Raw genomic sequence first — 13537 nt, forward strand, 5'->3', positions numbered from 1 at the left:
GGGAAAGAAAGCGCGGCGACGCCGCCCAACCAGCCTAGGGTGGCGTTCGGGCGTTGTCACAGCATTCCCACGAAGCTGGCACAATCGCTCGGGAAGGAAGGATGCTCCCGATGGCCGATCCGAGCGCCGAGGAGCTCGAAGACGCCGGTCTCGTCGAGCACATCAGACGACGCACCCTGCGCGGGTCGGTGGGGCTCGTCGTCGACAGCGCGTTCTTCCTCTTCGGCACGCTGGCGACCGCGTGGCTCGCCTTCCTGGTGGCGACCGAGTCGTTCGCGCGCGGGTGGCAGCAGCTGTGGTTCCTCGTCGTGTTCTGGCTCGTCGTGGCGTACCTCCTGCTGCCGCGGGTGCACAGCATCCTGACCCTGTTCTACGTTCCCGACTACTTCATCGGCCGGGCGAAGACCCGCGAGGGCCTGCTCGGCGACCCGGTGAACGTCGCCCTGCGGGGCACCGAGCAGCAGGTGCACGAGGCGATGGTGCGGGCCGGCTGGCACCAGGCCGACGACATGGGCCTCACCTCGGCGCTGCGCACCGTGCGCGCCACCCTGCTGCGCCGCAGCTACCCGGGCGCGCCGGTCTCGCGCCTGTTCCTGTTCGGCCAGCTGCAGGACTTCACCTATCAGCAGGAGGTGGAGGGCAACCCGGCCAAGCGGCATCACGTGCGCTTCTGGCGTTGCCCCCCTGGCTGGCTGCTGCCCGGGGGCCACGAGGCCGACTGGATGGCCGCCGGCACCTACGACCGCAGCATCGGTCTGTCGTTCTTCACGCTGCAGATCACCCACCGCATCGACAAGGACACCGACCGGGAGCGCGACCACATCGTGAGCACCCTGGTGGAGGGCAACCCGGATGCGTCGGTGCAGCTGATCAAGAACTTCTCGACCGGCTACCACCACGTCAACGGCGGGGGCGACGCCATCGTCACCGACGGCGACCTGCCCGTGATCGACCTGCGCGAGGTGCCGGTGGGTCAGGATGCGGTCGACGGCCGGGTAGGAACGGCCCCGCCCTCCGAGCGGCCGGTCGCGCCGACCCCGGCAGCCGTGTTCACCGAGTCGCCGATCGCGAGCACCCGGCGGCCCGCCTCGATCTACCTCGGGGTGCTGCTGATGGCGGCGCGCATCCTGTCGGCGCTCGGGGCGGTGGTGGTGGTCGCGTTCTCGCTCGGCGACGGCGAGATCGACTTCAGAACGCTGACCGGCGCGCTCACCCCCGCCGACGCACGGTACCTGGCGTCGGTGGTGGCGGCGGTGTTCGTCACCGTGGCGCTGCTCATCATCGCGTTGTACACGGTGCTGGCCTTCCTCATCTATCACGGGCACAACTGGGCGCGGTTCACCGGCATGGGCATCAGTGCCGCCGCCGTGGTCGTGACGGCTATCGACTTCGCGAAGGGCGGCCCCCAGATCACGCTGCAGACGAACCTGGTGGGGCTGTCGTTCGACGTGCTCGTGCTGCTCGCGCTGTCGGGCACGGAGGCCAGGCGGTTCTCGCACCGGCGGGCGGTGGAGCGGCGGCAGGCGCGCGAGGAGCGCCGGGCGGCGGCTGCGGGTGCGGCGGGTTCATGACGACCGACGGCTCCGGCGCGAGGAGCGAGGGCCGCCTCCTCGATCTGCGCCGTCTCGCGCGCCCCATCGTGCAGGCACCCATGGCGGGAGGGCCGTCGACGCCGGCGCTCGCCGCGGCGGTGGGCGAGGCCGGGGGCCTCGGCTTCCTGGCGGCCGGCTACCTCTCCCCGGAACGCTTCGAGGCCGACATCGTGGCGACCCGAGAGCTCACGCGCGCTCCGTTCGGCGTGAACCTGTTCGTGCCCGCGCCCTCGGTCGCCACACGCGCCGCCCTCGACGCGTACCGCGCCGAACTCGCCCCGGAAGCCGCGCGCTACGGCGTCGAGGTGGGGCAGGCCCGGCCCGACGACGACGGGTGGGAGGCCAAGCTCGAGATCGTCGAGCGGCTGCGCCCCGCCTTCGTGAGCTTCACCTTCGGCAGCCCGACGGGCGCGGTGGTCGAGCGGATGCACGCCGCGGCCGTCGCCGTCGCCGTCACGGTCACGAGCGCCGAGGAGGCACGTGAGGCGCTCGCCGCGGGAACCGACGCGCTCGTCGTGCAGGGGCCCGACGCGGGCGGTCACCGCGGGACCTTCGACCCGTCGGCGACACCGCCCGGTGAGCCGCTGCCCGAGCTGCTCGCCGAGGTGGCGAGGGTGGTACAGGAGCGGGAGGTGGCCGCGGTCGCCGTGGTGGCCGCGGGAGGTATCTCGACGCGCGAGCAGGTGACCGCGCTCCTGGCCGCGGGCGCCGACGCGGTGCAACTCGGCACGATGTTCCTGCTGGCCGACGAGTCCGGCACCAGGGCCGCGCACGCCGCGGCCCTGCACGACCCGCGCTTCAGCCGCACCGCCGTGACCGCCGCGTTCTCGGGACGGTACGCGCGGGGGCTCGTCAACCGCTTCATCCGTGATCATGACGGCACCGCGCCGCTCGGCTACCCCGAGGTCAACCAGCTCACCTCGCCGCTGCGGGCGGCAGCGGCGGCAGCGGGTGACGCCGACGGCATCAGCCTCTGGGCCGGAATGGGATTCGGTGCCGCCTTCGCGGCTCCGGCCGCCGCGATCGTCGAGCGACTCTCTTCCGTCGACTGACCGGGCCGGGCCTCAGGCGGTCGCGGCGACCGTGCCCGTGCGGGCGCGCAGCACCGACGCGACGCCGGCCGCGAGAGCGACCACCGCGCCGTAGAGCAGCACGGTGAGGTGCAGCCCGATGGCCGAGGTGAGGAGTCCCGCGATGACCGCGGGCACGCCGAACGACAGATACGACACGATGTACAGTGCTGCGAAGAGCTCGGCCCGCTCGTGCTGGGTGGTGAGGGGGACGAGCGATCCGATGGTGCCCATGAAGGCCGTGCCGAACCCCGTTCCCGCCACCACGACGGCCACCACATATACCGGCAGCGAGCCCAGCACGAGGGCGAGGAGCATGATCGCGGTTCCCGCGGCCAGCGCGACGGCGCCGTAGACGGCCGGCACGATCGGGCGCCGGCGGTAGAGCGCGAACGCGGCGACCGCCCCTGAGGCGGGCAGCACCCCCACCACCAGCGCCGCGCCGAGCTCGCTGCTCACACCGAGTTCGGCGTGCACGATGCTCGGGCCGAGCGAGAAGAACAGCCCTCCGGTGGCCCAGCCGGCCAGCACGATCGGCACACTCACGCCGAACAGCTTCCGAGCCGCGGCGGGGACGGATGCGCGGGGCCGCAACGCCGCCATCCAGCCGCGCTCCCGGGGCGAGGTCTCAAGCACGGTGAAGATGAGCGCCGCGATGAGCAGGTAGGCCACCGCGAGGGGCACGAAGGTCCAGGTCGCCGCGTCGGCGACGGTCTGCAGCAGCACGCCCGCGATGATCGTGCCGAGGGCGAGGCCCCCCATGGGGGCGAGGGTGTTGAGCAGCGTCGCGTTCTGCGGCCGGGCCGGCGGCGCGAAGTCGGCGATCGTCGCCGAGAGCGTCGAGATGAGGGCGCCGCTCGCGAGGCCCTGCACGACGCGGGCGAGGTAGAGCACGCCGCCCGAGTCGGCGCGCCAGAGCATCAGCACGGCGACGGCGAGCAGCACGAACCCCACGGCGATGACGGGGCGCCGGCCGAGGTGGTCGGAGATGGAGCCCACCGTGAGCAGGGCGATCAACAGCGCCACGGCGTAGATGGCGAAGGCGACGGTCACGCCGATCGCCCCGATGCCGAGGCGCTCCTCCAGTTCGGGGTAGAACGGCGACGGGGCGCTCGCTCCGGTGAGCATCAGGGTGCTCGCGGCACCGGTGAGGGCGAAACCCAACCGGCGACGGGGGAGGCTCCCTGCCGGGGTCGGGGCGGGGGCGACGACCGGGGTGGACTTCGTCGCGAGGCTCATCTGCGCATCCTTCGGTTCCAGAATTTTCGAACGGATGCACACGCTACTCGCGTCCGCCCGATAGTTCAACTATTCTCGAACCATCATGGCCACGGCGTCCGATCTGCCCCACCCCGAGCGCGAAGCACTGGAGCTCTCGACGGTGCTCTTCGCGCTCAGCGACCCCGACCGGCTTGAGATGGTGCGGCAGTTGCGCGACGGGGCGATGGACGCCGCGAATTGCAACGCGCTCGACCCTGAGATCCCGAAATCGACGAAGTCGCACCTCATGAAGGTGCTGCGGGAGGCGGGCGTCATCCGCAACGAGCCCAATGGGCGCCGTCGCACGCTCACCCTCCGTCGTGACGACCTCGACGCCCGGTTCCCGGGCCTTCTCGACGCCGTGCTGGGCGGGCTCGACTCAGGGCAGGGCTCTCGCTGAGCGTCTGAGGTCGCCAGCCGAGCGGCTGAGGTGACCAGCCGAGCGCTGTCGATTGGCGGCCGAGCGGCTCAGGTGAGCACCGGGGTGTCGGTGGGGAGCACCCCGCCCGCGTACAGCGAACGCGCCGACTGGCGGAGCGCCGCCAGCGCCACCCGCTGCGGCCACGGCCCGTAGGAGATGCGCGCGATGCCGAGCTCCTGGTAGCGCTCGGGCGAGAGCGCGCCGGGCACGCCGATGACGCTCACTTTGAGGTGCCCGATGCCCTCGACCAGCCGCGCGGCGATCGCCTCGTCGACGAGCCCGGGCACGAACACGCAGGCCGCACCCGCGTCGAGGTACGCGCGCCCGCGTTCGATCGCGTCGTCGATCGCCTCGTCGAGCGGGCGGTCGCCGCGTCGCAGCAGCGCGTCGGTGCGCGCGTTGAGCACGAAGCGCACGCCTTCGGCCTCGGCTGCCTTCATCACCTCGGCGACGTTCTCGACCGACTCGATGTGGGGGCGCATCCGGTCTTCGATGTTGGCGCCCACGACGCCCACGCCGATGGCGCGCCTGATGGTCTCGCCGGTGTCGCCGTAGCCGCCCTCGAGGTCGGCCGAGACGGGTAGCGAGGTGGAGAGGGCGATGCGTCCGACCGCCTCGATCATGAGGTCGACCGGGATCTTCTCGCCGTCTTCGAAGCCGTAGGCGGCGGCGATGCCGTGGCTGGCGGTGGCGAGGGCTTTGGTCTCGGGGAGGTCGGCGATGACGGCGGCGCTCGCGACGTCCCACACGTTCACCACGGTGAGGATCTCGGGTGCGTGGTGAAGCGTGAGCAGCGCGTCGGCGCGGTCGTGAATGAGCTCGTGGCTCGGGTGGGCGAGCTGCGGGTCGTAGGAGTCGAGCGGTACGGACGGGCGGTGCGGGTCGGGTGAGCTCATGGGCTGAGCCTATTCCTGCGGTGCGTGCTCGGCGCAGGTCATCTCGCGGGCGGCGGCGCACGCTTCGCAGACGACGAGCCGCGAGCGGCAGGCCGGGTCGGCGCAGTTCTGCAGCCGGGGCGTGGGGGTGCCGCAACCGAAGCAGTGCGAGATGACCTCGGCGTCGGCCGTGAAGGTCACCGACTCGCGGCCGTCGAAGACGGCGAGAGAGCCGTGCCACAGGCCCGCGTCGCCGAACGCCTCGCCGTAGCGCACGATGCCTCCGTCGAGCTGGAAGACCCGCTCGAACCCGCGTGCGACCATGAGCGAGGAGAGCACCTCGCATCGTATGCCGCCGGTGCAATACGTCACGATCGGCTGCGACTTGAGGTGGTCGTAGCGCCCGCTGTCGAGCTCGGCGACGAAGTCGCGGGTGGAGGCGACCTCGGGCACGACGGCGTTCTCGAAGCGACCGATCTCGGCCTCGAACGGGTTGCGCCCGTCGAAGAACACGACCTCCTCGCCGACGGCGCGGCGCTCGTCGACGAGCTCGTGCACCTGCTGCGGCGACAGCCTGGCACCGCCACCTACCACCCCATGCTGGTCGACCCGCAGCTCGCCGGGGGCGCCGAAGCTCACGATCTCGTCGCGCACCTTCACGCTCAGCCGCGGAAAGTCGGTGATCGGGCGGTACGGGGTGTGGCGGCTCGCGGGCGCGTCGTCGAGCGCGGTGCCCTCGCTCCACTTCGCGTCGAGCTCGCGGAACGGGGAGTACTCCCGCGTCTTGCGCAGGTAGCGCTTCACGGCGTCGAGCTCGCCGCCCACGGTGCCGTTGATGCCCTGCGTCGAGATGAGGATGCGCCCGCGCAGTCCCAGCGACTCGCACAGATCGCGCTGCCACAGCCGCACGGCCTCGGGGTCGGGCACCGGCGCGAAGACGTAGTAGAGGAGGATCTTCGGGATGGGCACCCGGCGATCCTAGTCGCCCAGCATCCAGCCCCTCCGGTCTGGAGCCGCCCTCGATTGTCGGAAACCTCAGCGGCTCTCGCGCATCCGCACCCCGAACCCTACGATCGGGCCGTGCATTTCCTGCTGCGTACCCTGCTCCAGTCCCTGCGTTCGCGCTTCCGGTCGCGCCTCGACGTCTGGGACGTCTCGAGCACGCCGTTCCGGGTCATCCCCACCGACCTCGACGTGCTACGGCACATGAACAACGGCGTCTACCTGTCGCTGCTCGACATCGCCCGCCTCGACCTCATGCAGCGCAGCGGCACCTGGCCACTGCTGCAGAGTTGGGGCTGGTACCCGGTCGTCGTGGCCGAGACGATCAGCTTCCGCCGCTCGCTGCAGCTGTGGCAGCGGTTCGAGGTGGAGAGCAGGCTGCTCGGTTTCGACCAGCGGTCGGTGCTGATGGAGCAGCGCTTCGTGGTGCGTGGTGAGATCTATGCCCGCGCGTTCATACGTGCTCGCTTCCTGAAGCGCTCGGGAGGCATCGTCCCGATGGACGAGCTGCGCGCGCTCGTGGGGCCGGCGCCGGTGGGGGAGCGGTTCCCCGACTGGGCGGCGTCATGGGCCGAGGCGACCCAGCTGCCGTCGACGAAGGCGCCGGCGGAGAGTGTGTGGGAGTAGGGGGCGCCGGGCGGAGCGGGCGGGCGCGGCGCTGCGCGGCTCAGACGGCTCAGGTGCGGTCGAGGGCCTCTTCGAGCACGGCCATGGCGGCGCTGTAGCCGCCGAGACCGGAGACTGCGCCCCCGCGGCGCGACCCTGATCCGCACAGCAGGATGCGCGGATGCTCGGTCGCCACACCCCAGCGCTCCGCCGCGGTGCCGAGGGGTGTGTCGTCGTCGACGAAGGGCCAGCTGAGCGGGCCGTGGAAGATGTTGCCGCCGGGCATACCGAGCGCCTGTTCGAGGTCGGCGGTCGTCTTTACCTCGATGCACGGTCGGCCCGCGGCGTCGCGCAGGAGCAGCGGCTCGAGGGGCTCGGCCAGCACGCTGTCGAGCGAGCGCAGCACGGCGGCACCGAGCTCACGCGCATCCGTCGCCCCGTCAGTCAGCAGGCGGTGGGGAGTGTGGAGCGCGAACACCGTGAGGGTCTGCGCACCCGCCTGCTGCAACTCGGGCGACAGGATGCTCGGGTCGGTCAGCGAATGGCAGTAGATTTCGGCGGGGACGACGCTGGGCACTGCGCCGGCCTGCGCTTCGTCGTGGGCGGCCTCGAGCTGGCTGAACAGCTCGTTGATGTGGAAGGTGCCACCGAACGCCGCCTCGGGGGAGACCTCGGCATCGCGGAGGCGCGGGAGTCGTGACAGGAGGAGGTTGACCTTCACCTGGGCGCCCTCGGGAGCGGGCGTGCCTGGCGTCGGTTCGGCCCCGAGCATCCGATCGAGCACCGCCGGCGCGACGTTCGCCAGAACGCGCGCAGCCTGCACCTGGCGCCGCGTGCCCGTCGCCTCGTCGAGGTACTCGACGAGGCCCGCGGGCGTGACGTTCGCGACCTCGGCGCCCGTGCGCAGCTCGGCTCCGGCGACGCGGGCGGCGCGCTCGAGTTCGCCGGTCACCGCGCCCATGCCGCCGACGGGGACGTCCCAGTCGCCGGTGCCGCCGCCGACGACGTGGTAGAGGAAGCACACGTTCTGGGCGAGGTTGGCGTCGTGGAGGGATGCGAAGGTGCCGATGAGGGCGTCGGTGGCGACCAGGCCCCGCACCAGGTCAGACACGAAGCGGCGCTCGATCTCGGCGCCGACGGGCTGCTCGACGAAGGCCGACCACAGGGCGTCATCGCCGAGGAGGGCGCGCATCTCGGAGCGGGTGAGGAGCGGTTCGGTGAGGGTGGGCCAGACGGCCTCGGCGAGGCGGGCGAGGTCGGTGCCGAGCTGCTCGAACGCCGCGGCGTCTTCGGCGGCGCCCACCGAGGCGAACGACTCGCGCGTGGCGTCGGGGTCGTCGTTGTCGATGAGCAGGCCGCTGTCGGTGCCGGGCACGGGCGTGTAGGAAGAGTAGCGGCGGCGCCGCAGGGTCACGTCGAGCCTGAGGTCGTCGACGATCTTCTGGGGGAGGAGGCTGACGAGGTAGGAGTAGCGCGACAGGCGGGCGTCCATGCCGTCGAACGCATACGACGAGACGGCTGCTCCGCCCAGATGGTCGTCGCGCTCGAGAACGCAGACGCTGTGCCCAGCGCCCGCCAGATAGGCGGCGGCGACGAGGCCGTTGTGTCCTCCACCGACGACCACGACATCGAAGTTCTCCACAGCCTGCATGCCCTGAGCCTAATGGCGGGGCCACGACCTATCCTCGAAGAATGGCCGAGCCGCACACCCCCCAGCCGCCCCACCCCGACGTCGATCCGGCGCCGGAGACACCCGCCGCGAGCGGCGACGGCAACCCGGTAGCGGTGGCGACGGAGTCGGGTGTGGCGGCCGAAGAAGCCGCTCCGACTGAGGCGATCGTGGGTGATGCTGAGTTCACCCCGGTGGAGGCTGAGGCCACTGCAGTTGTCGCGGGGGCCGCCTCGGTGGAGGCTGCCGCGGTTGATGCGGGTGTCACCCCGGGGGAGGCGACGGCGGCCGACGCGGAGGGTTCCGCGTTGGAGGCAGAGGTCACCGCGGTCGATGCTGCGTTCGCCCCGGAGAGGGCGACTGCGGAGGCGGAGAGGTCCGCGGTTGCTACGGAGGTCGCCCCGGTGGAGGTGGACGCGACGGCGGTCGACGTGGACACCACTGAGGTCAGCTTGGGGGAGGCGGGCACACCGGCGGAGGCGTTGGGGCCGCTCGGGCTGGGCGAGAAGGCGGTGGCGTTGGCGCGGGAGTGGCTCGACGCGAGTCGGGAGGCGCCGGTCGACCCGGGGGCCGCGCGGTTGGCGGGCGTGCTGAAAGATCCCGACGGGCTCGACTTCACGCTCGGCTTCGTCGACGGAGTCGCCCGCCCCGAAGACCTGTTCGTCGCCGGCAAGCACCTGTCGGTGCTCGCCAAGCGCACGCCGCAGTTCCTCCCCCCGCACCTGCGCGCGGCCATCGCCGCCGGCGGCATGCTCGGCGAGGTCGTTCCCGGTGTGGTCGTGCCCATCGCCCGCAAGGTGCTGCGCGAGATGGTCGGCCACCTCGTGGTCGACGCCAGGCCCTCCAAGATCGGGGCGGCGGTGCAGGTGCTCCGGGCGCGGGAGAACGGAGGCGCCACGGCCGTGCGCCTCAACATCAACCTGCTCGGCGAGGCCGTGCTCGGCGACTCCGAGGCCTCGAAGCGGCTCGAGGGCACGAAGGCCCTCATCCAGCGCCCCGACATCGACTACGTCTCGGTGAAAGTCTCCTCCATCGCCGCCGGAGTCTCGATGTGGGCGTTCGACGAGACCGTCGAACGCGTGGCCCAGAGCCTCATCCCGCTCTACCGCCTCGCCGCGAAGAAGGGCCTCATCGGCTCGGAGTCGGGCGACGGGCGCACCTTCATCAACCTCGACATGGAGGAGTACCGCGACCTCGATCTCACCATCGCCGTCTTCCAGCGGGTGCTCGACGAGCCCGACTTCCTCGACGTAGAAGCAGGAATCGTGCTGCAGGCCTACCTGCCGGATGCCCTCTCCGCGTTCCAGCGCCTGCATCGGTGGGCATCCGAACGGCGCACGCGAGGCGGCGCCCCCATCAAGGTGCGGGTGGTGAAGGGCGCCAACCTGGCGATGGAGCACGTCGACTCGGCGATCCACGACTGGCCCGCGGCCACCTACGACTCCAAGCAGGAGACCGACACCAACTACAAGCGCGTGCTCGAGTGGGCGCTGCGCCCCGAGCACGTCGACGCGGTCGCCGTCGGGGTGGCCGGGCACAACCTGTTCGACATCGCCTGGGCCTGGCTGCTCGCCGAGGAGCGCGGCGTGACGGCGGCCGTCGACATCGAGATGCTGCTCGGCATGGCGACCGCGCAGGCCGAGGAGGTGCGCAAGACCGTCGGCGGCCTTCTGCTCTACACGCCCGTCGTCGCGCCCGAGGAGTTCGACGTGGCGATCGGCTACCTCGTGCGCCGGCTCGAGGAGAACGCCGACGAGGCCAACTTCATGTCGTCGGTGTTCGACCTGGCCACCGACACGGCCGCCTTCGAGCGGGAACGCGACCGCTTCCTCCGCGCCCTCGCGGCTCTCGATCCCGACGCGCCACCGCCCGCGCCCCGCCGCACCCAGAACCGGCACGACGGCGAGCTCCAGCCGTCGCGCGAGGAGTTCCACAACACTGCCGACACCGATCCGTCGCTGCCGGCGAACCGGGCGTGGGGGGCGCGCATCCTGAGTCGTGTGGCCGGCTCGAACCTCGGTGCCGACACGATTGCCGATGCCGCGATCACCGACGACGTAGCGCTCGAAGGGGTCGTCAGAGCCTCGGTCGCGGCCGGCGAGAGGTGGGGCGCCCGCAGCGCGGAAGACCGCGCCGGCTTCGTGCGGCGCGCGGGCTACGCGCTGGAGGCGAACCGCGACCGGCTCATCGAGGTGATGGCGAGCGAGACCGGCAAGACCATCGACCAGGCCGACCCCGAGGTGAGCGAGGCCGTCGACTTCGCCGCCTACTACGCCCGCACCGCCCTCGAACTCGACCAGGTCGACGGAGCCGTGTTCGAGCCGGTCGCGCTCACGGTGGTGGCACCGCCGTGGAACTTCCCGGTGGCCATTCCGGCCGGTTCCGTGCTGGCGGCGCTCGCCGCGGGCAGCGCGGTCATCATCAAACCCGCACCGCAGGCCAAGCGCAGCGCGGCGGTGCTGGTGGAGGCGCTCTGGGAGTCGGGCATCCCGCACGAGGTGCTGTCACTCGTCGACGTCGACGTCGACGAAGGCGATCTCGGGCGTCGGCTCATGTCAGACTCGCGGGTCGGTCGGCTCATCCTCACCGGCTCGTACGAGACGGCGCAGCTCTTCCGCAGCTGGCGGCACGACCTCCCACTCCTGGCCGAGACCAGCGGCAAGAACGCGATCGTCGTCACCCCGAGCGCCGACCTCGACCTCGCCGTCGCCGACATCGTGAAGAGCGCCTTCGGCCACGCCGGGCAGAAGTGCTCGGCGGCGAGCCTCGTCATCCTCGTGGGGTCGACCGGGCGCTCCAAGCGCTTCGCACGTCAGCTCGTCGACGCCGTGTCGTCACTGCGGGTCGGCTACCCGTCCGATCCCTCGGCGCAGATGGGCCCGCTCGTCGAACCCGCCTCGGGCAAGCTCGCCGACGCGCTCACGACCCTGGGCCCGGGGGAGAAGTGGCTCGTCACACCCCGCCGGCTCGACGACACGGGCAGGCTGTGGTCGCCGGGGGTGAAAGACGGTGTGCTCCCCGACACGCCGTTCCACCTCACGGAGTACTTCGGGCCCGTGCTCGGCATCATGCGTGCCGCCACCTTCGAGAAGGCGATCGAACTCCAGAACGCCGTTCCCTACGGGCTCACGGCGGGCATCCACTCGCTCGACCCCGCCGAGGTCGAGACCTGGATGCACGCGGTGCAGGCCGGCAACCTCTATGTCAACCGCGGAATCACCGGAGCCATCGTGCGCCGCCAACCCTTCGGCGGGTGGAAGCGGTCGGCGGTCGGCGCGGGGGCCAAGGCGGGAGGCCCGAACTACCTCGTGCAGCTCGGCTCATGGCGCAACGACCCCGGTGCCCCGAGCGAGGGCCTCAACCTCGCGGGCCTCGACGAGCGGGTGGTCAGGCTGCTCGAGTCGTCGACGGCCGGCCTCGACTGGAGCGAGTTCGACGTCGCCCGGCGGGGTGCCCGCAGCGACCAGGAGGCTCTCGGCACGCACTTCACCGCCCGCGACGTCTCGGGGCTCGGGGTCGAGGCGAACGTGCTTCGCTACCACCCGGTTCCGGTGGCGATCAGGCTCTCGGAGGGGCGGCCACTGCACGAGCTCGTGCGCGTGCTCGCCGCCGCAACCCTCGCCCGTTCTGCGGTCACGGTGAGTTCGGCGGCGAAGCTGCCGAAGCCGCTGCGCCTGCACCTCAAAGAACGCGGTATCAGGGTCGTCATCGAGAACGACGCCACCTGGCTGGGGCGGGCCGGGGAGTACCTCGCACTCAGCCCGGTGCCGCGCATCCGGCTCATCGGGGGCGACCCCGCAGCGCTAGCCGACGCCCTCGGCGGCTCGTGCGAGATCGCGGTGTACTCCGGTGAGGTCACCCGGGCCGGGCGCATCGAACTACTGCCCTTCCTGGTCGAGCAAGCGGTGAGCGTCACCAACCACCGCTTCGGCAACCCCTCCTCCATGGCCCGCGACGTGCTCGCCGGGGTGGAGGGCGTCTAGCAGCGGCGGGCGGGCGGACGGTCGGGCGCGCGAGCGCGCCATGCGCGGTGGTGTGTGATCACTGACCAGGCGTGTCGAGCGCTGCCGTGACGGCAGCGAGGGCGTCGGCTCGAGAGGTTCCGAGCGCGGCGGCGCGAGCGGCGAAGGCTCGGGCCGCCTGTTCGAGTTCGCGGCGGGCCGGGTTGTCGCTCAGCGAGACGAAGGATCCCAAGCGCCCGCGGGTCTCGATGAGCCTGTCGGCCTCGAGCTCCTTGTAGGTGCGGGCCACCGTGTTCGCGGCGAGTCCGAGTTCACCGGCGAGCGCTCGCACGGTGGGCAGGCGAGCGCCTGCGCTCAGCGTCCCCTCCGCGATCGCGTCGCGGACGATCACGCGCAGCTGTTCGAACGGCGCGACCGAGCTCTGCGTGTCGATCCGCACGACGAAACCGAGGCCGGCCGTGCCGCCGGCGCGAGCATCCGCACCGCCACCGCCACCGGCAGCACCGCCACCGGCAGCGCCACCGCCACCGGCGCCACCGCCCACGGAGCGAGCATCCGCACCGCCACCGCCACCGGCGGCGCCCCCGTCCACCGAGCGAGCAGCCATCAGCGGCGGATGAGGTTCGACAGCACGATCGCGCTGCGGGTGTGGTCGACGTTGGGGGCGATGCGCACACGCTCCAGCGCATCTTCGAGGCTCGGGATGTCGCGCGACCTGATGTGCACGATCGCGTCGGCGCTTCCGGTCACCGTTCCCGCATCCACCACCTCGGGCACACCCGACAGGATGCGCTTCAGCTCTGCCGGGGCCACGGTGCCGCGGCAGAACAGCTCGACGTACGCCTCGGTGACCGTGCCGTCGAGAGCGGGGTTCACCTGGATGGTGAACCCGGTGATCACGTTGTCGGCCACCAGCCTGTCGATGCGGCGCTTCACCGCCGAGGCCGAGAGGCCGATCACCTGGCCGATGTCGCCGTAGCCGCTGCGGGAATTGATCTTCAGCAGGTCGATGATGCGGTGATCCAAAGCGTCCATCCTGGGATTCTCGCAGTTTTCGTGCGGAAAGCGCTCGACACTCCG

Annotated in this window: 11 protein-coding genes; 5 read left to right on the forward strand and 6 right to left on the reverse strand. The window is 71.6% G+C overall.

Going from position 1 to position 13537, the window contains the following annotated elements; translation table 11 throughout:
• The first annotated feature begins 110 nt into the window (after window positions 1-110).
• Entirely contained in the window at window positions 111-1571 is a 1461-nt protein-coding gene (locus tag HL652_RS19160) for an LssY C-terminal domain-containing protein (protein WP_171706783.1), read from the forward strand.
• A complete protein-coding gene (locus HL652_RS19165) occupies window positions 1568-2644 on the forward strand; it encodes a nitronate monooxygenase (RefSeq protein WP_171706784.1) in 1077 nt (358 codons plus the stop codon). Before HL652_RS19160 ends, HL652_RS19165 begins: the two co-directional genes overlap by 4 nt.
• Window positions 2645-2656: 12 nt before the next feature.
• On the opposite strand, the gene HL652_RS19170 is transcribed toward HL652_RS19165, so the two are convergent.
• Window positions 2657-3901: an MFS transporter gene (locus HL652_RS19170; RefSeq protein WP_171706785.1), complete on the reverse strand. Its 1245-nt coding sequence runs from the start codon at window positions 3899-3901 to the stop codon at window positions 2657-2659.
• Between the two features lie 85 nt (window positions 3902-3986).
• On the opposite strand from HL652_RS19170, the gene HL652_RS19175 reads away from it, so the two are divergent.
• Complete coding sequence (locus HL652_RS19175; RefSeq protein ID WP_171706786.1) at window positions 3987-4322, forward strand: ArsR/SmtB family transcription factor; 336 nt, start codon at window positions 3987-3989, stop codon at window positions 4320-4322.
• A 68-nt stretch (window positions 4323-4390) separates the two neighbouring features.
• Here the strand turns inward: HL652_RS19175 and HL652_RS19180 are convergent, their stop codons facing one another.
• Together HL652_RS19180 and trhO are read right to left on the reverse strand one after the other, a co-directional pair.
• Complete coding sequence (locus tag HL652_RS19180) at window positions 4391-5239, reverse strand: isocitrate lyase/PEP mutase family protein (RefSeq protein WP_171706787.1); 849 nt, start codon at window positions 5237-5239, stop codon at window positions 4391-4393.
• 9 nt (window positions 5240-5248) lie between these two features.
• The gene (trhO, locus tag HL652_RS19185; RefSeq protein WP_171706788.1) at window positions 5249-6187 is read right to left on the reverse strand and encodes an oxygen-dependent tRNA uridine(34) hydroxylase TrhO; all 939 of its coding nucleotides are present in this window, start codon (window positions 6185-6187) and stop codon (window positions 5249-5251) included.
• A gap of 111 nt (window positions 6188-6298) precedes the next feature.
• Here trhO and HL652_RS19190 point away from each other — a divergent pair, with 111 nt between their 5' ends.
• Complete coding sequence (locus HL652_RS19190) at window positions 6299-6847, forward strand: acyl-CoA thioesterase (protein ID WP_171706789.1); 549 nt, start codon at window positions 6299-6301, stop codon at window positions 6845-6847.
• Between the two features lie 49 nt (window positions 6848-6896).
• Here the strand turns inward: HL652_RS19190 and HL652_RS19195 are convergent, their stop codons facing one another.
• A complete protein-coding gene (locus HL652_RS19195) occupies window positions 6897-8477 on the reverse strand; it encodes a phytoene desaturase family protein (RefSeq protein WP_171706790.1) in 1581 nt (526 codons plus the stop codon).
• A gap of 41 nt (window positions 8478-8518) precedes the next feature.
• Here HL652_RS19195 and HL652_RS19200 point away from each other — a divergent pair, with 41 nt between their 5' ends.
• Window positions 8519-12478, forward strand: coding sequence for a proline dehydrogenase family protein (locus HL652_RS19200; protein ID WP_171706791.1), 3960 nt, complete (start codon window positions 8519-8521; stop codon window positions 12476-12478).
• 58 nt (window positions 12479-12536) lie between these two features.
• Here HL652_RS19200 and HL652_RS19205 read toward each other — a convergent pair whose 3' ends face one another.
• Window positions 12537-13064, reverse strand: a complete 528-nt coding sequence (locus HL652_RS19205; protein ID WP_171706792.1) for a GntR family transcriptional regulator — start codon at window positions 13062-13064, stop codon at window positions 12537-12539.
• Complete coding sequence (locus HL652_RS19210; RefSeq protein WP_171706793.1) at window positions 13064-13492, reverse strand: Lrp/AsnC family transcriptional regulator; 429 nt, start codon at window positions 13490-13492, stop codon at window positions 13064-13066. The genes HL652_RS19205 and HL652_RS19210 overlap by 1 nt, the downstream gene beginning before the upstream one ends.
• Window positions 13493-13537 lie beyond the last annotated feature (45 nt).

Source organism: Herbiconiux sp. SALV-R1, assembly GCF_013113715.1.
GTDB lineage: Bacteria > Actinomycetota > Actinomycetes > Actinomycetales > Microbacteriaceae > Herbiconiux.